The following is a 22,248-nucleotide window of genomic DNA, read 5'->3' as shown; positions in this document are numbered from 1 at the left end:
AAAAACTCCGTATTAAAGCTTCAGCTCCTGTGCAAGAGAATCATACTCAGGTGCAGCCATGAAGTTGCTGATGGTGATCAGTCTTGCGTTAGGTGCACTCTTTCTGGCTCTTGCTGAAAGCTCCTGGTGTGTTACAACTATCTGAGCATCTGCAGGTATCTCTGATACAGACGCATGCTGTACTTCGATATCAGTTCTGCCAACATCTGTAAGTTTCTTTCTGAGAACTGTAGCTCCCATTGCTGAAGATCCCATTCCTGCGTCGCAAGCGAAAACGATCTTCTTAACATCTTCTGCAGCTACTGCTGTAAGGTTGTCTGCTGCTGTCTTAACTTCGCTTACAGCAACGCCCTTAGCCTCAGCCTTCATCTCTTTCATCTTCTCGGTGGAGTCTGCAAGAGACTGCTTGCCGTTAGAAAGTCTAACGATAGGAGCTGCAATAACGAAGGATACAGCTGCTGCAACTACTGCTGAGAGAAGAACCATGAAGGTTGATCCCTTAGGTGCCATTCCAACATAGGCGATGATTGATCCGGGTGAAGGAGGACCGGCAAGGCCAAGCTTGAACAGTGTGTTGAAGATCATAGCTGCTACGCTTCCGCCGATTGTTGCAAGAAGAAGCAGGGGGTTCATAAGTACATAAGGGAAGTAGATCTCGTGGATACCGCCAAGGAGATGAACGATAAGTGCTCCGGGTGCGGAATCCTTTGTAACCTTATCCTTAGAGAACAGCCAGTATGCAAGAAGCACACCTGTACCTGCGCCGGGGTTTGTCTCGATCATGTAGAAGATTGACTTGCCGGCTGAAGCAACCTGCTCTGCTCCAAGAGGAGTGAAGATACCGTGGTTGATAGCGTTATTAAGGAAAAGAACCTTAGCAGGCTCAACGAATACTGAAACGAGAGGCAGAATGTTGTTGTTAACAAGTACTGCAACTCCGGCGTTAAGGAAAGCAAGTACGCCGCCCATGAAGGGTCCGATTACATAGTAGCCAAGGATTGCAAGGAGAAGACCAAGGATACCAACTGAGAAGTTGTTTACAAGCATCTCGAATCCTGAAGGGATCTTACCCTCAACTGCCTTGTCAAATTTCTTGATGACCCAGCCTGCAAGAGGTCCTGCGATCATTGCTCCCATGAACATTGTGTACTCTGTTCCGCAGATAACACCGATTGTCATGATGGCACCCATAACTGCTCCTCTGGGTCCGCCAACCATCTTACCACCCTGGTAAGCGATGAGAATCGGAAGAACATATGTGAGCATCGGTCCGACTATTGAACTAAGCTGTGCGTTAGGGAGCCAGCCGGTATCGATGAACAATGCTGTCAAAAGCCCCCATGCTATAAATGCGCCGATATTCGGCATGACCATTCCACTTAGGAATCGTCCAAAACTTTGAATCTTTTCTTTCATTTGGATACCCCTTCCAACTTAATAAACGTTTTCTTTTGGCACGTCTGCCGCAAGAAGGTTACAGATAATCCGAATGCATTCAATTGATTTAAGTTTATTTTATTGGTGTACAGTTTATTAATCAATTCATACATATTTAACTTTGTCACATGGGTAAAGTGACAAGTCCTTAAGAGCCAATGGGAGCCAATGGGGACGGTTCTCACAGCGCCAATGGGGGACGGTTCTCTTTGGCACGCGAAAGAGCCATAAAAAGAAAAGCCGGCAGTGAGCAAGGAGCTCAAGGCCGACTATTTCTGCAATATATTTATTGTGCTGTATTTGTAATATCTTTTTCCACCACGAAGGCGGCTAAGTACCATTGTTGCATAATTACTTCTTTTTGTGTTCTACAACCACGCCTTCTTTTGTGTGCTTAAGATACTTGATCTTTATATAATCACCCTTATTCGCCTTGTTGTAATCACAGGATATGGTAACAGTTTCTCCGGTGTCTTCATCTTCTACTTTAATGAGTCTGTTTGCATATCGTGAGTCATATTGCTTTGATAGAACAGTTCCTTCAACGTACTGATAGTTTCCGGTTATCATATCCGGAATGTCCAATGTAAATGGAAGGACATAAGTCCATGCGCAAATTGCTATAACCGGCCCTACGATCAGCTTTAGGATAGTATCCACCACCTTAAGACGAGGCTCATACCAATCTCTGAAGCTGGGTTTTACTGAAGACAAGGGCATAAGCGGCTTTCTTGCTATGAGCTTATAAACAAACCAAACAAAGAGCCAGGTAAATACTACAAGCTCCAATATACGTTTAAACTGAAACATATTATCCTCCATTTTTACTGTAGATTTGACAGTGATTTGTCTCATTTTCAATTGTTTCGTTTTGTGAAATTGCTTCGATTACGGTCTCTTCGTCCGCAGATACGCTGATAGCGGCAAAATTGCTGCTAAGAACCACAGGGACAAGAAGTACCGGGATAAGTCTCTTGAGCATACGAGACTTAACATTAGCTGGCTTCACAATGACTACTACTCCCAACTAACATTGAGTACTTGCTTACCTACCGCGCGGAGCCCCTCATTTCCCCTTGTGGTAAATAATTTATTAAATTTTTATGAACAACATTTAGATTATATTTGATGATTGTTAATTACGCAACAAATTTTTAACCATACTACTTCTTATCGAAATATAGTTTCGCAAGTAACAAAAAAGCAGGCTGTTACCGCTTTTTTGGTAACAGCCTGCATAAAATACTTTTTAATCTTTTTTGTCAAAATCCTCGGGAACATGGGAAAACACGCTTCCTGTCTGGATTTGTGAAGGATCGGGTGAAGTACCTGCCTCCACATCCTCTGTCTGAGGGTCCTGTGCCTTCTCCTCTTCCGGAGCTTCATACTGGTTGCTGCTCTCCTTAATCGCTTCCCGGAACGCCAGCCCGTCATTATTGTTGTCCTCGGGTTCCACTTTAGGCTCTTCCTTGGACTTGATGGGAACATTCTCACCAACGAGCGCTGACTCCGCTCTTGTTGCGTAGATTCTGCCCTTCTTGGCAGCCTCCTGCTCCTCTTCTGTAGGCTCGGGAATATTCTCAACCTCACGGTAGATCTTCATGAATTCCTTACCGGTGATGGTCTCTTTCTCAATAAGGAACTGGGCAATCTTGTCCATTGCATCAAGGTGATCCCTGATTATCTGCTTAGCCTTGTCATAACACTCCGCAAGGAGCTTCTTGACTTCTTCGTCAACCTCGGCAGCTGTCTGATCACTGCAGTTGAGGACTCTGTTTCCGTCAAGGTATCTGTTCTGTACTGACTCCAGCTGCATGAGACCGAACTTGTCGCTCATACCGAACATGGTTATCATGCTGCGGGCCATGTTTGTAGCCTTCTCGATATCGTTCTCGGCTCCTGTTGTAACGGTGTTGAAGATAACTTCTTCAGCCGCTCTTCCGCCAAGAGAAACGATGATGTCGTCAATAAGCTCATCCTTGGTCTGAAGATATTTCTCATCCTCAGGCACCTGCATAACATATCCGAGAGCTCCCATGGTTCTGGGAACAATAGTGATCTTCTGTACGGGCTCTGTGTTCTTCTGAACAGCGCTGATAAGTGCGTGTCCAACCTCGTGGTAGGAAACGATCTTCCTCTCCTCTTTGCTGAGGATCCTGTCCTTCTTCTCTTTACCTACAAGAACCTGCTCAACGGCTTCCATAAGATCCTGCTGGCATACATACTCTCTGTGAGCCTTAACCGCATTGATGGCAGCCTCGTTGATCATGTTGGCAAGGTCTGATCCGACAGCACCGCTGGTTGCAAGGGCAATTCCCTTAAGATCAACGGTCTCATCCATCTTAACGTCCTTGGAATGAACCTTGAGGATCTCCTCTCTTCCCTTAAGATCGGGCTTGTCCACGATGATACGTCTGTCAAAACGTCCGGGACGAAGAAGCGCCTTATCCAGGATCTCAGGTCTGTTGGTAGCTCCAAGGATAAGTACACCCTTGGATGAATCGAATCCATCCATCTCGGAAAGGAGCTGGTTAAGTGTCTGCTCTCTCTCCTCGTTGCCTCCGCCGTACTTGCTGTCACGGCTTCGTCCGATGGCATCTATCTCATCTATGAAAATAATACAGGGCGCATTCTTACTTGCTTCGCTGAAAAGATCTCTCACACGGCTGGCACCTACACCAACATACAGCTCAATGAAGTCTGAACCTGCCAGTGAATAGAAAGGAACGTGAGCCTCACCTGCAACGGCCTTGGCAAGAAGCGTCTTACCTGTTCCGGGAGGTCCCACAAGAAGTGCACCCTTGGGGAGCTTAGCTCCGATCTTGGCGTACTTACTGGGATTGTGAAGGAAGTCTACAACTTCCACCAGAGACTCTTTTGCCTCATCCTCACCTGCTACGTCCTTGAAGGTAACTCCGGTCTCCTTCTGAACGTAAACCTTGGCATTGCTCTTGCCAACGCTCAAGGGTCCGCCGCCTCGTCCCATTCTTCTGAAGATCAGGGACAAAAGAAGCCACATAAGAAGGATAGGTGCAATGTAATACATTATAAAGGAAAGGATCGCTCCCGAACTGTCGGGAACCTCGCTGCTCACCTCAACTCCGTGCTCTAACATCCTCTGGGTGAGAACGCTGTCCTCCTCAGCCTTTCCTGTGTAATAGGTCACTGTGGTGGCGCCGGCAAAATAGTAGTAGCCAACCCCCAGCTGATCCTCTTCCTTGGTCTCCTTGGGATAGATGTCGATGCGGTCGTCCTCGATGACAACTCTCTCGATCTCTCCGTTGTCCACCATGGTGATAAATTCGGTGTAGGTAATCTCTCTGTTGGTGTTCTCGGAAAAAGCTCTGAGGAAATATGTCATGCATATCATGGTAACAAGAGCCGCCACCAAGAGAAGGATTATGTTCTGCTTCCTGGGGGAACCACCGTTATTCCCGCCCATGGGATTATTATTTCTCTGATTTTGATTATTATCCATATATTTTCCTACTTCCTAATGCCCGTTCATGCTATAATAGCGTATGGTGTGGGCAATTAATTTTATCACATATCAGTTTCAATTGTAACATCTCAGCACTATAGATAGAAATTATATCGTGTACAATTCATTATTGCAATGATAAAACCCCGCTAAATCTTAAAAAACTATAAATTATAATATGGAGGAAAAAGAAAAATGGCTGTAAAGTACATCTTTGTGACTGGTGGTGTTGTATCCGGTCTTGGAAAGGGAATAACCGCTGCATCTCTGGGCAGACTTCTTAAAGCCCGTGGTTATAAGGTAACCATGCAGAAGTTTGACCCCTACATCAATATCGATCCGGGAACAATGAACCCTGTCCAGCACGGAGAGGTATTCGTAACCGAGGACGGAACCGAGACCGATCTTGATCTTGGACACTACGAGAGATTCATCGATGAGAATCTTGACAAGAACTCCAACGTTACAACAGGTAAGATCTACTGGTCCGTGCTTCAGAAGGAGCGCCGCGGTGACTACGGCGGACGCACGGTTCAGGTTATCCCCCATATTACCAACGAGATAAAGAGCAAGTTCTACCGCAACTTTACCGATGATGAGACCAGGATCGCCATCATCGAGGTGGGCGGCACCGTGGGAGATATCGAGAGCCAGCCTTTCCTTGAAGCAATAAGACAGTTCCAGCACGAGGTTGGACATGAGAATGCAATGCTCATTCTTGTTTCCCTGATTCCTTACCTTCGCTGCTCACAGGAGATCAAGACCAAGCCTACTCAGTCAGCGGTTAAGACCATGCAGGGAATGGGACTTCAGCCCGACGTTATCGTATGCCGAAGCGAGCTGGAGCTTGATCAGGAGACCAAGGACAAGATAGCTCTTTTCTGTAATGTTCCCGCAAGTCACGTTCTCAACAACCTGGATCTTGAGTATTTATATGAAGCTCCTCTTGCAATGGAAAAAGAGCATCTGGCTCAGGTTGCCTGTGAGTGTCTTGAGCTTGAGTGTCCCGAGCCCGACCTTACAGACTGGAAGGCAATGGTAGACACCCTCTACTCCATGAAGCACACAGTCAGAGTTGCTCTTGTAGGTAAGTACACACAGCTCCACGACGCATACATCAGCGTAGTTGAAGCTTTAAAGCACGGCGGAATCTCCAATCAGACTGCCGTTGATATCAAGTGGATCGATTCCGAGGAAGTTACGGAAGACAATGTGGCCGAGTTCCTCTCAGATGTAGACGGACTTCTGGTTCCCGGTGGCTTCGGCGACAGAGGTATCGAGGGAATGATCACCGCCATCAAGTACGCCAGAGAGAACAATCTGCCTTACCTTGGACTGTGCCTTGGAATGCAGCTGGCCATTGTTGAATTTGCAAGAAACGTTGTGGGCTACACCGATGCCCATTCAATTGAATTTGATCCCAACACTCAGCACCCGATGATAGCTCTTTTACCCGATCAGAACGGTGTGGAGGATATCGGCGGAACCCTTCGTCTCGGATCATACCCCTGCGTACTGGACAAGGATTCAAAGGCCTTCGAGCTCTTCGGTTCAGAGAATATCACCGAGCGTCATCGTCACAGATACGAGGTCAACAATGACTACAGAAACGTGCTTGTTCAGAACGGCATGAAGCTCTGCGGAATGTCTCCTGACGGAAGGATCGTTGAGATGATCGAGCTTCCTTCAAACTCCTTCCACATGGCTACACAGGCTCATCCGGAGCTTAAGTCAAGGCCCAACAGACCTCATCCTCTTTTCTCCGGATTTGTTAAGGCTTCACTGGAGCACGAATTAAACAGATAATCTCTGTTACAAATAAAAATATCAGGCATTAGACATACTACCTGATACATAAGGCCAATACAAAAGGCGCTGCGTCATCACTGACACAGCGCCTTAATTATTTACTTAATTGTCAGATACCTAAGTTTTAAAGATTAAAGCTTGGGACCTGCAGCAACAAGTGCCTTACCGGCATCATTGCCTTCATACTTAGCGAAGTTCTTGATGAATCTCTCTGCAAGATCCTTAGCCTTTGTTTCCCACTCAGAAGCATCAGCATAAGTGTCACGAGGATCAAGGATTGCAGGATCAACTCCGGGAAGTGATGTAGGAACTTCGAAGTCGAAGATCGGAATCTTCTTGGTCTCAGCCTTGTTTACATCGCCGTTAAGGATAGCATCGATGATACCACGTGTATCCTTGATGGAGATTCTCTTTCCTGTGCCGTTCCAACCTGTGTTAACCAGGTAAGCCTTAGCGCCGGACTTCTGCATCTTCTTTACAAGCTCCTCACCGTACTTTGTAGGATGAAGCTCAAGGAATGCCTGACCGAAGCAAGCTGAGAATGTAGGTGTAGGCTCTGTGATGCCTCTCTCTGTTCCTGCAAGCTTAGCTGTGAAGCCTGAAAGGAAGTAGTACTGTGTCTGCTCAGGTGTCAGGATTGATACAGGAGGAAGTACTCCGAATGCATCAGCTGAAAGGAAGATAACGTTCTTAGCAGCAGGGCCTGAAGATGTAGGATGTACGTTAAGAACGATGTTCTTGATGTGGTTGATAGGATAAGATACACGAGTATTCTCTGTAACGCTCTTATCATCAAAGTCGATCTTGCCGTCTTCTGCTACAGTTACGTTCTCAAGAAGAGCATCTCTCTTGATAGCGTTGTAGATATCGGGCTCAGAATCCTTATCAAGGCCGATAACCTTAGCATAGCAGCCGCCCTCGAAGTTGAATACTCCGTTGTCGTCCCAGCCGTGCTCGTCATCACCGATGAGGAGTCTCTTAGGATCTGTTGAAAGTGTGGTCTTACCTGTTCCTGAAAGACCAAAGAAGATTGCGGTGTTCTCACCGTTCATATCTGTGTTAGCTGAGCAGTGCATGGAAGCGATGCCCTTAAGAGGAAGGTAATAGTTCATCATTGAGAACATACCCTTCTTCATCTCTCCGCCGTACCATGTGTTGATGATAACCTGCTCACGGCTTGTGATGTTGAATGCTACGCAGGTCTCTGAGTTAAGACCAAGTGCCTTATAATCATCAACCTTAGCAAGTGATGCGTTGTAAACTACAAAATCAGGCTCGAAGTTTGCGAGCTCTTCCTCTGTAGGCTGAATGAACATGTTCTTAATGAAGTGAGCCTGCCAAGCAACCTCTACGATGAAACGAACTGCCATACGTGTGTCCTTGTTGGCGCCGCAGAAAGCATCAACAACGAACAGTCTCTTGTTTGAAAGCTCGTTCTTAGCGATCTCTTTAACCTTTGCCCATGTTTCCTCTGTCATGGGATGGTTGTCGTTCTTGTACTCGTCTGTTGTCCACCATACAGTGTCCTTGGAGTTCTCGTCCATAACGATGTACTTATCTTTAGGTGAACGTCCTGTGTAGATACCGGTCATAACGTTAACAGCGCCGAGCTCTGTGTCCTGACCCTTCTCATATCCGGTAAGATCCTTCTTCATCTCTTCCTCATACAGTGCGTCGTATGCAGGGTTGTGAACGATCTCGGTTGTACCTGTGATACCATACTTGGTTAAATCGATGTTTGCCATTTAGATAACCTCTCTTCTCTTTATTTTTTTGTACGAAAGATCTGATATTTTAAATATCCAGATAATTCGCAGATACACGTGGAAATGAAGCCGCAAATTTCGACTATCACTTTATTTTATACTACAAAGTCAAAGGTTTCACAATAATTTGGGCACAAAAATCTATAAAATTACTGTAAATCCTGCCATATATCTTCTTCGGGTTCTTCCGGCGCCTCGATCTCATAGCATTCCACCGTGTGAGGCTCCATATCAACGCTCTCTTTGTCCTTAACGATGCCGCTCATTCCGCTCCAGATATCAACGGCCTTTGCCTCGGTTCCCGTAAGGCCCAGATCCTTAAACTTTATCTTGTGGCTCTGGCTCTTTTCCCCGATATTGAAGATGGCCAGATATATCTTTCCGTCCTTGGTCTTACTGCGCCAGATCACAAGGTCCTTCTTCCTGTAGATCTCCTTGGGCTTGCGGCCCTTTTTGTGCATCCCAAGAAGTCTTTCATTGGTCAAAAGAGACATCGTAAACTCATCATTTTCTCTAAGATCCCCGCCGAACATCAAAGGGGATCTGAAGATGCACCACAGAGTCATCAGGATCTTCTGCTCATCCCTTGTAAAGCGGGTGTAGTGGCCTTTTTCCCCGTCCTCATCATTACACATGCAAAGCCTTCCAAGAGGCAGCATGTCGCAGTCGGGCCAGTGTCCCTTGGTGCCTACGCCCTCCCATTTATGGGCGGTCTCGAACATGTTGTAGAGAAGCTTCCAGTCATCCCAGAAGTCATCTGTCATGCGCCACATGTTGGCGTTCTCTGAAAGATAATTTTTCTCATCAAGCTTTGTTGGTCCCGGTGAAAGACTAAGGACCATGCTCCTTCCGCAGTTATCAATTGCCCTGCGGATAAGCTCCAGCTCTTTTACCGCGGCTCCGGGAGCCTCCGGGGTATAATCCGTTCTTGCTATATCATCGACCTTTACAAAGTCCACTCCCCACTTGGCGTAGAGCTGGAAGATCGAGTTGTAGTATTCCTGTGCGCCCTTGGCCTTTGGGTCAACGCCGTACATATCCGTGTTCCATTTGCACACCGATGAAGGATGTGCGATTTCCCTTGCTGTTGCATCTGTCCCAAGGATGGCAGTATTGTTGTGAACCGCCTGCCTTGGTATTCCCCTCATGATATGGATGCCGAACTTAAGGCCCATCTCGTGTATCTTGTCCGCAATGGGGCCAAATCCTTTGCCTCCCTTGGCTGACGGGAATCTGTTTACAGCAGGCATAAGCCTTGAGTACTCGTCCATCTCCAATGGAGCAAACTTGTGGTACTCATGGGAAGAAGCCGTGGGTTCGTACCACTGGATGTCGCACACAACGTACTCCCAGCCAAAAGCCTTGAGGTGCTTTGCCATATATTTTGCATTTCCGAGAAGCTGCTCCTCATTGACAGCCGGACCGTAACAGTCCCAGCTGTTCCAGCCCATGGGCGGTCTCTTTGCCAAAACTTGTTTCTCTTCCATGATCAATCCCTCTTTTCTGTGTCCAGCAGCGCCTGGTAGATATCTCTTTTCCCCACACCTCTGTCTGCTGCCACCTTTTTCATGGCGTCCTTATGGGGCACGCCCTGATCCTCGTAGAATTTCATGTGATCCTGAATGCTCATCTCCTGCCAGGAAGCCTTTTTCTCCTCTTCCTGCTCCTGAAGGCTCTTTCCCTCAATGACAAGCACGTACTCGCCCCGGGGGTCATTATCCTTGTAAAAAGAAATAGCGTCCTTCAGGGTAGTAGGCGTAACTTCCTCAAATTTCTTGGTAAGTTCCCGGCAGATGGATATCCGCCTGTCTCCCAGAATCTCGTACAGGTCATCCAGCGCAGCCCTTAAGTGATGGGGAGCTTCATAGACTATCATTGTCCTGCTCTCATCCTTAAGGTCTTCCAGTATCTGCCTTCTTCCCCTCTTGTCCTCAGTAGCGGAGGGAAGGAATCCCTCAAAGCAGAACCTTCTGGTGGGAAGTCCCGACAGCGTCAGTGCCGTGATACAGGCCGCAGGCCCGGGAAGAGAAGTCACGGTGATGCCTGCCTTGTGGCACTCTGCCACCAGCACCTCTCCGGGATCGGATATGGCCGGCGTTCCCGCATCGGTTATCAGGGCCACATTGGTCCCCGAAAGCATCTTCTCGATGAGCCATCTTGCCTTATCATATTTATTATACTCGTGATAGCTGGTCATCTCAGTATGAATATCGAAATGATTTAACAGCTTTATGCTGTTTCTGGTATCCTCCGCGGCGATAAGGTCAACTTCCTTCAAGGTCTCAAGAACCCTGAAGGTCATATCATCCAGATTGCCAATGGGAGTTGCGCACAAATACAGTTTTCCTGCCATATTGTCTTACCTTTCGGTGCGTGGGTCTTTTGAAACATCCCTGCGGGCCGGGCCGCAGCCTTACTCAATACCCGTAAATATCGTAGATCTCAGGAGTATATTTTCCCTCGCTCTCATATATTATAAGCGGTTTCTCCACGGTAAGTCTCGACCTTCCGCCTCTGGCCCCCTCGATCAGCACCATGTTTGGTTCCTTGTCAGCGTAAGGGTACACCAGCTGCATCCTCTTGGGCTCTAAGTGATACTCATGCATCATCACCATGATCTCCGCCAGCCTGAAGGGCCTGTGGACCATGTAGAATTTGCCTCCTGATTTAAGGCACCTTGCCGCAGCGCTGATGACATCCTCAAGGTCGCACAAAATCTCGTGTCTTGCGATAGCCTTGGGGGCATCGGGGTTCTTTAACCCATGGCCGCCTATCATATAGGGCGGGTTGCTTGTAACCACGTCAAAAGAGGCAGCGTCAAAAATCTGCCCTGCCTCCCTGATATCACCTTGTACAATTTTAACTCTCTCCTGAAGATCATTAAGCGCAACGCTTCGCGAAGCCATTTCTGCGCTCTCTTCCTGGATCTCAAGACCTATAAGCTCTTTCGCCTTCGTCTTGCCTGCCATGAGAATGGGAATGATACCTGTACCTGTTCCAAGGTCCAGTACCCTGTCTCCCTCTTTGGCCTTAGCAAATCCTGACAAAAGAACCGCATCCATACCGAAACAGAATCTCTCCGGGTCCTGGATTATCTGAAATCCGTTTCTCTGAAGATCATCAAGACGCTCTCCGGGCTTAAGTTCAATTGTCCCCAAGCTTTGATTTTCCTTCCTGTTTCTCAATCTTCTCAAGCTTCTCCAGCTCTTTTATGTCTGAATCTTCCTGAGAATTCTTCTTGCCGCCGTTATTGTTATTTCTCTTCTTCTGTTTCTTCTTTATTGATTCAAGTTCCTCGAGCTTGTACTCGTGAACCTCTTTCTCATCGTCAACATCCACAAGGATCTTCACTGTCTGTCTCAGGATATTTACTGAAGAAACCTCGCCTGAAAGTCCGTCCTTGGCAACGCAGAAATCCCCGACACCGGGCATCTTGCGGTTGAGCTCCTCGTAAACGTCCTCTTCATTCTTAAGACAGCACATAAGTCTTCCGCATACTCCGGAAATCTTTGTGGGGTTAAGGGAAAGACTCTGCTCCTTGGCCATCTTTATGGAAACAGGCACAAAGTCCGAAAGATAAGAATGGCAGCAAAGCGGTCTTCCGCAAATACCATAGCCGCCTATTATCTTGGTCTCGTCCCTTACACCGATCTGTCTAAGTTCAATCCTGGTCTTGAATACAGCCGCCAGGTCTTTTACCAGTTCTCTGAAATCGATCCTTCCGTCTGCGGTAAAGTAGAACAGGATCTTGTTGTTGTCGAAAGTGTACTCCGCATCAATGAGCTTCATCTCAAGGTTGTGCTTCCTGATCTTCTCAAGACATACCTTGAAAGCCTCTTTCTCTTTTTCCCTGTTGGAAGCCTCCTGCTCCTCGTCCTTGGTGCTGGCGGTCCTTAAAACTGTCTTTAAGGGCTTCACCACCTGGTCATCCTCAACATCCTTGGGGTCGCTGACTACGGTTCCGTACTCCACGCCTCTTGCTGTCTCAACGATAACGTGGTCACCTTTTTTGATGGTATATTTTCCCGGTGAAAAGAAATATATCTTGCCGGCAGATCTGAATCTGACGCCGATTACTTTTGTCATAAATTCTCCTTAATGCCAAGGAGCATCAGCTCCAGGGCTAAATCTATATTAACATTGGAGCTCACACGGTTTCTTGCGATCTCCAAATCCTTCAACATGCTGCCGACACCCTCATAAGTGCAGGTTTCGGTAGCACTTCTAATATACGATACCTTATCAGAGAAAATCAAGTGACTATCATCCCCGGTGGCCTTAAATACTAGGAAATCCCTGAAGAGGAAGATGAGAACATCCATGAAATCCTCATATTGTCCCATATCTATGCCCTTCTTGGCAGCTTTTTCCTCGCCTTCCGGCGCCGCCAGCAGGGTATGGAGTCTCTCCATGGCCTCTGCAATGCTAAGGTTTTTCACCTTAGCCATAAACTCCACGGTACCTGTCCTTAAATTCTCAAATCTCTCATTGGAAGCAAGATTCAGCGCTTTGCCGACATTTCCCCTGGCAAAAGCAGCACAAAGACTGGCTTTGTAATCCACAACGCCTTGCTGCTCCATAAGGAATTTCCTGATGGAGTCATCAAGTGCCGGCTTCATGGGAAGCACGATACATCTGCTGATGATAGTGGGTAAAAAAGCATTGATATTGCTGGTCAGAATGATGATGACTATATATGAAGGCGGCTCCTCGAGAGTTTTTAAGAGTGCGTTCTGCGCAGCCGGAGTCATCTTTTCCCCCTCGGGGATGATGTAAATCTTATATCTGCTCTCGTAGGGCTTTATCATGACGTCGTCCCTGATCTTCACCCTGATATCATCCACACCGATACTGGTGGGCTTCTCAGGAACCAGAGTTATAAGATCCGGGTGACTTCCAGACATGGCCTTGATACAGGACGGGCACTTGTTACAGGCCTCGTGATAGCCGTTACGATCCTCTCTGTTCTCGCACAAAAGAGCCTTTGCAAAAATTCCGGCGATAAACTCTTTTCCCGAATCCTTCTCTCCGGAAATGATGTAGGCATGGGAAATCTTGCCGGACTCAAGCCCGTGCTGCATATGCTCCTTCATCTGTTCCTGATCTATGATATCGGAAAAATCCGCCATTACTAAGCTCCCCTTTTGCTCCCCTTAAGTGAAGATATCCAGAAGCAGCCCCTGTATCTGGCCTATCTTCGCAAGTATTTCTATATTATTGCACTCATCCTTAACAAGCTCCTGAGCCAGTTCATCCAGCTCCTTGTCCACCTGGCGGATGATGCCGTAAACTCTGTGTCTTCCCTTTCTGTCCAGGAAATTCTCCCTGGAAAAGACATGTGACCTTGTCACCACTTCATTGAGGAAATCCTTGATAAGGATCCTGTACCTTTGCATATCCTTGATGTCGTTCTTCTTGGATATCCGGTCTCCCTGCTGGACAATGTCCTGCATCATGGCATTCAGGCGCTCGGCAAGACCTGTGTCCTCAAGCTTACTCGTGAGCACAAATTTAAAATCACCATTTGCCTCCTGAACCTGTTCCGGTGCGGGAGCCTGCGTGGTCGGTGTTACGTTGCTTACCTTAATATCCATACCAAGCCCTCATGATAAATGCAGTTACCTGTCAGTTCTTTTTAATCTTAATAATATACTCGGTGATGCTGTTTATGCAGTCCTCAATGGCGCCGTTGTTGTAGAATCTGTGGTCAACTCCGGCCTCTTTTATCTTCTCTTCCTTAAAATCTTCCTCGTCAGCCAGAAAGCGCCTGCACATCTCATCGTATTTGGGATGCTCCTGCTTGGCCTCCCTGTGCATCGCCCTCTCAAGCCTTATGCGTGCGTCCACATCGATCAGAAGGGGCACCACATTTTCTTTTCCGAAATAATCTCTTATGTAGCAGTAGGACTCAAGGGTTCCTATTACCAGATAGTCCCCTGAAGAAAGGTTTATCTGCTCATCATCCACGGTAAAGTAGCGCCACTCCCCGTAATTGGTGTAGTAACATCTCTCCTCGATGATCTTGCCGCTCTCCTTAAGAGCCCTGTACTCGTCGTCTGTCTTGAAAAAGTACTGAACTCCGTCGGTTTCTCCGTCTCTCATGGGCCTTGTGGTGTAGGGCACGACCTTCCCCAGTTTAAGACTCTCATCGGCTATTAACTTTTTGTAGATGGTGTCCTTCCCTGAGGTGCTTTTCCCCATCAAAAGAAATATCTTACCCATGCTCCCTTATCTTATCCAATCTCTTCTACTCTGATCATGTTGGTGCGTCCGGGAATTCCAAGAGGCACACCTGCTGTGATAACAACCTTGTCTCCGGTCTTAAGGTAGCCGGCTGCCTTGGCGGAATTTATAGCCTCTCTGAAGAGCTCATCCGCTGTGTCCTCCTGTCTGATATGCAGAGGTGTTACGCCAAACATAAGGTTAAGCTGTCTGCAGACAGTGGGATTTATGGTGCATGCAATGATCTTGCAATTTGGCTTGTACATTGAAACCATGCTGGCGGTAAATCCCGACATGGTTACGGTGAGGATCGCATCAGCATTGAGCTCCGCCGCAATATTGCAGGTTGCGTGGGAAATTGCGGTGGTGTCATCGCTGGGTGCATAGTCCCTCTTCTTAAGTCTTCCTACATAATCTATATCGGCTTCTGTTCTCTCAGCAATGCGTACCATGGTCTTAAGCGCCTCAACAGGATAATCTCCCGCTGCAGTCTCGCCGGAAAGCATGGTAGCTGTGGTTCCGTCATAGATGGCATTGGCAACGTCGGTGCACTCTGCCCTTGTGGGACGTGGATGATGGATCATGGAATCCAGCATCTGTGTCGCGGTGATAACGTATTTGCCTGCAGCCTCAGCCAGCTTGATCATCTTCTTCTGGAATACAGGAACTTCCTCGAAAGGAACCTCCACGCCCATGTCACCTCTGGCAACCATTATTCCGTCAGCTGCATCCAGTATCTCCTCAAGATGGTTAAGTCCCTGAGTGCTCTCAATCTTGGCAATTATCTTCATGGGACTGTTGTGCTTATCCAGAATCTGTCTTATGGCCAGAACATCCTCTTTGGTCCTGACAAAAGAGGCAGCTACAAAATCAAAGCCCTGCTCACAGCCAAATTCGATATCGGATCTGTCCTGCTCGCTAAGGTAAGGCATTGTAAGCTCTGCTCCGGGAACATTGACTCCCTTCTTATCTGAAATAGGGCCGCCATTTACAACGGTGCAGACAATATCAGTATCTGTGACCTTCTCAACATGAAGCTCGATAAGACCGTCATCAAGAAGAATTGTCATTCCGCTCTGGCAGTCATTGGTCAGCTCCTTATATGTGATGGAAACCTCTTCACTTGTTCCCTCAACTTCCCTTGACGTCAGTGTGAAGGTCTGACCTGCTGTAAGCTCAGTCTTGTGGTCCTTAAAATCCTTAAGTCTTATCTCCGGTCCCTTTGTATCAAGCATGGTAGCAACCGGCAGCTCCAGATCATCCCTCAGTTTCCTGATACGCTCGAACTTCCTCCTGTGCTCCTCGTGGGATCCGTGTGAAAAATTAAACCTGGCAACATTCATGCCGGCAAGCATCAACTCTTTGAGCTTCTCCTCGCTCTCGCTGGCAGGTCCTATAGTGCAAATTATTTTTGTTTTACGCATAAAATTCCTCTCTTATCTATTATACCCTTATTTCCTATATCCAAAATACCCTGTACATTAAGTTTTATGGCCAGATACCGCTCTATATCCTCAATAAAGCTCGATGAGATCTCTTCTCCCGGAACAACCATCGGAATCCCCGGCGGATACAGATTCACAAAGTCTGCGCTTATCCTTCCCTTAGCCTTATCAAGGGGCACAACTTCCGTATCAGCCTCCCAGGCCTCGTAAATCATCATCTTAGCTTCAGGAAGCTCAACTCTCTCCACATCCTTCCCCGGGAAAAGAGCCGGCGGCTCCGCATTTAAAGCCTCTTTTGCCCCTCCGCGTTCCGGGTTCTTATCCGAAATGCGCTCATCTATCCGGGCAATGGCCTCTTTAAGTCTGTCTATACCTTCCTGTGTATCCCAGCCTGTTATTATGGCAAGAGCGCCAATCTCACCTGCCATCTCAAGCTGAAGCATAAATTCTTCACGCAGTATATCATATATCTGCTGTCCTGTCATTGTGCCGGAAGCATCATAAATAAGCACTTTTCCGGGATCGCAGTATTTACTTGCCGCAAGTATTCTGATATTCCTGCAATCTGCAATCTCCCGGTCCAGCTCATCTCTGTATTTAAGGAGCCTGTCCATTATCTGTGCTCCCCGCTCCTTCATCTCCTTCATGCAAAGATCAATAGAGGTCATAAGTACATATGAAGGGCTGCTGGACTGATAGATCCGAAGGAATCTTCTTAGCCTGTCTCTATCTACAAGATCTCCCTGTACATGGAGAAGAGCTGTCTGTGTCATAGACCCAAGGGTCTTGTGCACACTGTGGATAACTATATCCGCCCCCTGGGAAACCGCGCTCTCAGGGATCCTTCTGCTGTCTCCAAAGCCGAAATGAGCTCCGTGAGCCGCATCTACAATAAGGGGTATTCCCGCTTTGTGGCAGACCTTGGCTATAGTTCTTACATCCGAGCATCTTCCTTCATAAGTTGGAGATGTTATGAACACTGCCTTTGTATCTTCAGTAATTGCCGCCTCAATCTCCGCTGCTGTATATGGCTCCGGGATTTTCAGGGCTTTATCCAACTTATAGGGAAGGTAAATTACTCTCGCTTTTCTAAGATACGCAGCATGATAGAAAGCTTTGTGACTTCCTCTTGCCGCAAGGATCTGCTCATCCTCACCTGCAGCACAGGACACAGCAGCAAGGACACCGCAGGTGCTTCCGTTCACCAGGAAAAAAGTCTCCTCCGTTCCGTAAAGCCTGTTGGCACTATCCTGGCAGTCTTTAATAAGCCCGGAAGCATCGTGAAGATTATCGAAGTCATCTATCTCCGTAATATCACAACGAAAAGCACCCTTAAACGGGGTGCTCTCAAGATTTCTCTTATGTCCCGGCATATGGAAAGGATACACATCACCTTCCGCCAGTTTACTGAGTTCGCTGTACATATCAGGCATAATCTTCTACTCTGATCTTTCCCTTCTTGAGCTTTAAAGTCTCCAGGGTAGACGCATACTTGTCAGCAAGGCATACCAGCCAGGCCTCTCTGCACCTTGGCGGAATTACAGTCATGGGCCACATATGCTTTCTTATTATATCCTTCTCTCTTTCAGAGAGAGCAAAGTCCTTGGTCGCATTCCTTAAAGCTATTCCGGGATGATAGAAGCCGTGAAGCTTGGGATGCTCATTAAGCGGTGAATCCGCATAGTGCCAGTCGTAAAGGAAGTAATCATGCAAAAGTGCTCCTCTTACAAGTTCACGCTCTCTGGCATGAATACCAAGCTTATAATTCAGCTTAATGGCACACAGAGTTACATGAAGACAATGCTCGTATACCGTTACATTTCCATGCTGAATAAAGGTCTTAAGCATCTGATAATTCTGACTGTTTAAGATCTCCTTGCCGTACTTATGTACAATAGCTTTATATTCTTCATTGGACTCCATATCATCAAGGATCCTGGGATCAAAAGTATCAGGGTCATACCCCTTTACGTCCAGGACCTTCTTGATGATCTCTTTGTCCTCATTAGATAGTCTGTACATTATATTGGTCTCCGTAAGTTTCCTTTATCGTAACACATATGATAGAAGATACAATAAAAAAAGCATAAAAAAACTCAGTAAACATTTCCTGTTTCCTGAGCCTTGATAAAAAAAAGATGCCTAGAGTCGGAATCGAACCAACGACACGAGGATTTTCAGTCCTCTGCTCTACCAACTGAGCTATCTAGGCATGAGTAGCGGGGACAGGATTTGAACCTATGACCTTCGGGTTATGAGCCCGACGAGCTTCCAGACTGCTCCACCCCGCGGCATTCTATATAAATTTGTTTTTTTGCAATAAAAAAATGGATGGCGGTGGATTCGAACCACCGAAGCAATTTGCAGCAGATTTACAGTCTGTCCCCTTTGGCCACTCGGGAAGCCATCCATATAGAGCCGATGAGCGGACTCGAACCGTTAACCTGCTGATTACAAATCAGCTGCTCTGCCAATTGAGCCACATCGGCGCACACCAAGTGTGTTATTAGTAAAAAAGTGGGGCCTACAGGGCTCGAACCTGTGACCCTCTGCTTGTAAGGCAGATGCTCTCCCAGCTGAGCTAAGACCCCGGTCAAACTAATAATTATGAAATTGAGCGACCCGAAGGGGGCTCGAACCCCTGACCTCCGCCGTGACAGGGCGGCGCTCTAACCAACTGAGCCACCGGGCCATTTAGAAGGATTATACCTTCAAAACCGAACACTGAAATCTCTTAGATCCGTCTCTAACCTTTGCTTTTATTGGATAAGCCCTCGACCTATTAGTACACATCAGCTGAACACGTTACCGTGCTTACACCTTGTGCCTATCTAACCTCGTACTCTCCAAGGGGTCTTACTCCATAAAGGAGGGATATCTCATCTTGAGGGGGGCTTCACGCTTAGATGCCTTCAGCGTTTATCCCTTCCGGACGTGGCTACCCAGCCTTATGCACCTGGCGGTGCAGCTGATACACCAGCGGTCCGTCCATCCCGGTCCTCTCGTACTAAGGACAGCTCCTCTCAGATATCCTACGCCCGCGCCGGATAGGGACCGAACTGTCTCACGACGTTCTGAACCCAGCTCGCGTACCGCTTTAATGGGCGAACAGCCCAACCCTTGGGACCTGCTACAGCCCCAGGATGCGATGAGCCGACATCGAGGTGCCAAACCACTCCGTCGATGTGAACTCTTGGGAGTGATAAGCCTGTTATCCCCAGGGTAGCTTTTATCCGTTGAGCGATGGCAATCCCACTTTCATACCACCGGATCACTAAGTCCTACTTTCGTATCTGTTCCACCCGTCGGTGTCACAGTCAGGCTCCCTTATGCCTTTGCACTCTGCGAATGGTTTCCGTCCATTCTGAAGGAACCTTTGAGCGCCTCCGATACCCTTTCGGAGGCGACCGCCCCAGTCAAACTCCCCGGCAGACATTGTCCCCGGACCCGATTCAGGATCCTTGGTTAGAAAACCAGCATCATAAGGGTGGTATCCCAACAGCGACTCCACAAAGACTGACGTCACATGTTTCTTAGTCTCCCACCTATCCTGTACATACAATACCGGCTCCCAGTATCAACCTGGAGTAAAGCTCCATGGGGTCTTTCCGTCCTGGCGCGGGTAACCAGCATCTTCACTGGTACTTCAATTTCACCGGGTGCATTGCCGAGACAGTGCTCAAATCATTACGCCTTTCGTGCGGGTCGGAACTTACCCGACAAGGAATTTCGCTACCTTAGGACCGTTATAGTTACGGCCGCCGTTTACTGGGGCTTAAATTCAAAGCTTCGCTTGCGCTAACCTCTCCTCTTAACCTTCCAGCACCGGGCAGGCGTCAGCCCATATACTTCACCTTTCGGTTTCGCATAGACCTGTGTTTTTGCTAAACAGTTGCTTGAGCCTCTTCTCTGCGGCCCACGTCTTAGGTGGGCTCCCCTTATCCCGAAGTTACGGGGACATTTTGCCGAGTTCCTTAACAATGCTTCTCCCGTCGGCCTTAGGATTCTCTCCTCATCCACCTGTGTCGGTTTACGGTACGGGTTATACATACGCAATAGTGGCTTTTCTTGGCAGTCATATCTAGTGCTTCGCTACTAATAGTTCGCTCCCCCTTGCGGGACCGGGCTTTCCTTTCCCGGCTCACTCCTTTTGCCTGCGTCCCCACAGTTCTGATATGCATAAGTGCAGGAATATCAACCTGCTGTCCATCGACTACGCCTTACGGCCTCGCCTTAGGTCCCGACTTCCCCAGGGCAGATCAGCTTTACCCTGGAATCCTTGGATATTCGGCCTGGAGGATTCTCACCTCCATCTCGCTACTCATTCCGGCATTCTCTCTTCTAAACGCTCCGCCGCTCCTTTCGGTACGGTTTCTTCGCCCTTTAGAATGCTCCCCTACCGATCAGCATTACCCGTAGATAATACCGATCCCCAGGCTTCGGTGTCGTGTTTCAGCCCCGGTAATTTTCGGCGCAGGACCTCTCGGCTAGTGAGCTATTACGCACTCTTTGAATGTGTGGCTGCTTCTGAGCCAACATCCTAGCTGTCTATGAAATCCCACATCCTTTTCCACTTAACACGTACTTTGGGACCTTAGCCGTGGATCTGGGCTCTTTCCCTTTTGACTGCCCAACTTATCTCGTGCAGTCTGACTCCTGTTCTTATCCTTACTGGCATTCGGAGTTTGATAATCTTTGGTAAGCGGTGAAGCCCCCGCGGATATTCAGTGCTCTACCTCCAAAAGGAATGATACAGGGCTAGCCCTAAAGCTATTTCGGGGAGAACCAGCTATCTCCGAGTTCGATTGGAATTTCTCCCCTATCCACAGCTCATCACCACCCTTTTCAACGGATGTGTGTTCGGACCTCCACAGCCTTTTACGGCCGCTTCATCCTGTCCATGGATAGATCACCCGGTTTCGGGTCTATGTATAAAGACTTGACGCCCTGTTCAGACTTGGTCTCCCTTCGGCTATTCACCTTAAGTGCTTAACCTCGCCTCCATACATAACTCGCCGGACCGTTCTACAAAAAGTACGCGATCACCCTCATATGGGGCTTTCGCAGCTTGCAGGCACAGGGTTTCAGGTTCTCTTTCACTCCCCTCCCGGGGTACTTTTCACCTTTCCCTCACGGTACTGTTTCGCTATCGGTCACTAAGTAGTATTTAGCCTTACGGGGTGGTCCCCGCTCTTTCAGACAAGGTTTCACGTGTCTCGTCCTACTCTGGATACTGCCTCGCTTCGTCATCTTTCGTATACGGGGGTTTCACCCTCTCTGCCGCTGCCTTTCCTTGCAGCTTCTACTAGACGACTCCATCGATCCTGCAGTCCGAACCCCAAGGAGCAAGCTCCCTGGTTTGGGCTCTTCCGCGTTCGCTCGCCGCTACTTACGGAATCACTTTTGTTTTCTCTTCCTCCGGCTACTTAGATGTTTCAGTTCACCGGGTTCCCTTCCTTAACCTATGGATTCAGTTAAGGATGACGGAGGTCTCCTCCGCCGGGTTGCCCCATTCAGATATCTGCGGCTCATAGCTTATTTGCAGCTCCCCGCAGCTTTTCGCAGCTTATCACGTCTTTCATCGGCTCTTAGTGCCAAGGCATCCGCCCTGCGCCCTATATAGCTTAACCATTTACTAAGCAATATAGAAACTGTCCATTATCTTTCGATAACTTTCTGTTCTCGTTTCTTATGTTCATATAGCGTTATGTTCATAAGATGTTTTTGATCTTTCGATCATTGTTAATTCTGGATCTTCGATGTCGATTCTTAATCGTAGTTAATCTTGGATTATCTTCTGATTAAAAAATCTTTCATTTCAGTATTCGGTTTTCAAGGTACAATCTAATCCTGACTGCTTGTGCAGTCATCAACAGGCAGGATCTCTTCTGCCCTATGATCACTACATAAGTGTTGTCTTTTTTGTGGATCCGGCAGCTACCTATCCTCCCATACCGTTGCCAGTATAGTACTTTCGGCCGCTTTGGTCTTAACCGTCGTGTTCGGGATGGGAACGGGTGTTACCCCAAAGCGCATCGCCACCGGAAATTTTTTGATGTCCCTCGACATCTAAACAGTAATACAACTC

Annotated in this window: 16 protein-coding genes, 6 tRNA genes and 2 rRNA genes; 1 reads left to right on the top strand and 23 read right to left on the bottom strand. The window is 47.7% G+C overall.

The window, feature by feature from the left end; translation table 11 throughout:
- Positions 1-12: 12 nt before the first annotated feature.
- The 4 genes from T456_RS0110755 to ftsH all read right to left on the bottom strand — a co-directional run bounded on the left by T456_RS0110755 (position 13) and on the right by ftsH (position 4,915).
- On the bottom strand, positions 13-1,416 hold the full coding sequence (locus T456_RS0110755) for a PTS mannitol transporter subunit IICB (protein WP_024866162.1): 1,404 nt from the start codon (positions 1,414-1,416) through the stop codon (positions 13-15).
- 372 nt (positions 1,417-1,788) lie between these two features.
- Positions 1,789-2,247 (bottom strand): hypothetical protein, encoded by a 459-nt coding sequence (locus tag T456_RS0110750; RefSeq protein WP_024866161.1) that lies wholly within the window; start codon positions 2,245-2,247, stop codon positions 1,789-1,791.
- 1 nt (position 2,248) lies between these two features.
- Complete coding sequence (locus tag T456_RS0110745; protein ID WP_024866160.1) at positions 2,249-2,446, bottom strand: hypothetical protein; 198 nt, start codon at positions 2,444-2,446, stop codon at positions 2,249-2,251.
- A 240-nt stretch (positions 2,447-2,686) separates the two neighbouring features.
- Positions 2,687-4,915 carry an ATP-dependent zinc metalloprotease FtsH gene (gene ftsH, locus T456_RS0110740; RefSeq protein WP_024866159.1) on the bottom strand — a complete coding sequence of 743 codons (2,229 nt, stop codon included), beginning with the start codon at positions 4,913-4,915 and terminating at the stop codon, positions 2,687-2,689.
- A 198-nt stretch (positions 4,916-5,113) separates the two neighbouring features.
- On the opposite strand from ftsH, the gene T456_RS0110735 reads away from it, so the two are divergent.
- Positions 5,114-6,724: a CTP synthase gene (locus T456_RS0110735; RefSeq protein ID WP_024866158.1), complete on the top strand. Its 1,611-nt coding sequence runs from the start codon at positions 5,114-5,116 to the stop codon at positions 6,722-6,724.
- Between the two features lie 134 nt (positions 6,725-6,858).
- Here the strand turns inward: T456_RS0110735 and pckA are convergent, their stop codons facing one another.
- The 19 genes from pckA to rrf form a co-directional block, all read right to left on the bottom strand.
- Positions 6,859-8,472: a phosphoenolpyruvate carboxykinase (ATP) gene (pckA, locus tag T456_RS0110730; RefSeq protein WP_024866157.1), complete on the bottom strand. Its 1,614-nt coding sequence runs from the start codon at positions 8,470-8,472 to the stop codon at positions 6,859-6,861.
- Positions 8,473-8,642: 170 nt separating this feature from the next.
- Positions 8,643-9,980: a glycoside hydrolase family 27 protein gene (locus tag T456_RS0110725; RefSeq protein ID WP_024866156.1), complete on the bottom strand. Its 1,338-nt coding sequence runs from the start codon at positions 9,978-9,980 to the stop codon at positions 8,643-8,645.
- A 2-nt stretch (positions 9,981-9,982) separates the two neighbouring features.
- On the bottom strand, positions 9,983-10,846 hold the full coding sequence (gene rsmI, locus T456_RS0110720) for a 16S rRNA (cytidine(1402)-2'-O)-methyltransferase (RefSeq protein ID WP_024866155.1): 864 nt from the start codon (positions 10,844-10,846) through the stop codon (positions 9,983-9,985).
- 64 nt (positions 10,847-10,910) lie between these two features.
- Positions 10,911-11,651, bottom strand: coding sequence for a tRNA1(Val) (adenine(37)-N6)-methyltransferase (locus T456_RS0110715; RefSeq protein WP_035801803.1), 741 nt, complete (start codon positions 11,649-11,651; stop codon positions 10,911-10,913).
- On the bottom strand, positions 11,638-12,579 hold the full coding sequence (locus T456_RS0110710) for a PSP1 domain-containing protein (RefSeq protein ID WP_024866153.1): 942 nt from the start codon (positions 12,577-12,579) through the stop codon (positions 11,638-11,640). Before T456_RS0110710 ends, T456_RS0110715 begins: the two co-directional genes overlap by 14 nt.
- On the bottom strand, positions 12,576-13,622 hold the full coding sequence (locus T456_RS0110705; protein ID WP_024866152.1) for a DNA polymerase III subunit: 1,047 nt from the start codon (positions 13,620-13,622) through the stop codon (positions 12,576-12,578). The genes T456_RS0110710 and T456_RS0110705 overlap by 4 nt, the downstream gene beginning before the upstream one ends.
- A 24-nt stretch (positions 13,623-13,646) precedes the next feature.
- Entirely contained in the window at positions 13,647-14,087 is a 441-nt protein-coding gene (locus T456_RS0110700) for a YaaR family protein (RefSeq protein WP_024866151.1), read from the bottom strand.
- Between the two features lie 31 nt (positions 14,088-14,118).
- Positions 14,119-14,715 carry a guanylate kinase gene (locus T456_RS0110695; protein ID WP_024866150.1) on the bottom strand — a complete coding sequence of 199 codons (597 nt, stop codon included), beginning with the start codon at positions 14,713-14,715 and terminating at the stop codon, positions 14,119-14,121.
- 11 nt (positions 14,716-14,726) lie between these two features.
- Positions 14,727-16,139 (bottom strand): pyruvate kinase, encoded by a 1,413-nt coding sequence (gene pyk / locus T456_RS0110690; protein WP_024866149.1) that lies wholly within the window; start codon positions 16,137-16,139, stop codon positions 14,727-14,729.
- The gene (locus T456_RS0110685; RefSeq protein WP_024866148.1) at positions 16,121-17,593 is read right to left on the bottom strand and encodes an aminotransferase class I/II-fold pyridoxal phosphate-dependent enzyme; all 1,473 of its coding nucleotides are present in this window, start codon (positions 17,591-17,593) and stop codon (positions 16,121-16,123) included. The genes pyk and T456_RS0110685 overlap by 19 nt, the downstream gene beginning before the upstream one ends.
- Complete coding sequence (locus T456_RS0110680) at positions 17,586-18,182, bottom strand: HD domain-containing protein (RefSeq protein ID WP_155838068.1); 597 nt, start codon at positions 18,180-18,182, stop codon at positions 17,586-17,588. The genes T456_RS0110685 and T456_RS0110680 overlap by 8 nt, the downstream gene beginning before the upstream one ends.
- Positions 18,183-18,299: 117 nt before the next feature.
- Positions 18,300-18,372 (bottom strand) — tRNA-Phe (locus tag T456_RS0110675).
- 5 nt (positions 18,373-18,377) lie between these two features.
- A tRNA-Met gene (locus T456_RS0110670) sits at positions 18,378-18,451 on the bottom strand.
- Between the two features lie 37 nt (positions 18,452-18,488).
- A tRNA-Tyr gene (locus tag T456_RS0110665) sits at positions 18,489-18,570 on the bottom strand.
- 6 nt (positions 18,571-18,576) lie between these two features.
- Positions 18,577-18,649: transfer RNA gene (locus T456_RS0110660), tRNA-Thr, on the bottom strand.
- Positions 18,650-18,678: 29 nt separating this feature from the next.
- Positions 18,679-18,751, bottom strand: a tRNA-Val gene (locus tag T456_RS0110655).
- Between the two features lie 27 nt (positions 18,752-18,778).
- A tRNA-Asp gene (locus T456_RS0110650) sits at positions 18,779-18,852 on the bottom strand.
- 70 nt (positions 18,853-18,922) lie between these two features.
- A 23S ribosomal RNA gene (locus tag T456_RS0110645) occupies positions 18,923-21,790 on the bottom strand.
- 298 nt (positions 21,791-22,088) lie between these two features.
- Positions 22,089-22,206: ribosomal RNA gene (gene rrf / locus T456_RS0110640) — 5S ribosomal RNA — on the bottom strand.
- Positions 22,207-22,248 lie beyond the last annotated feature (42 nt).

Origin of the sequence: Butyrivibrio sp. FCS014, assembly GCF_000526935.1 — a bacterium.
Classification (GTDB): Bacteria; Bacillota; Clostridia; order Lachnospirales; family Lachnospiraceae; genus Butyrivibrio.
Note: the sequence above shows the minus strand (reverse complement) of the source record. Positions and strands in the feature narration are given on the sequence as shown.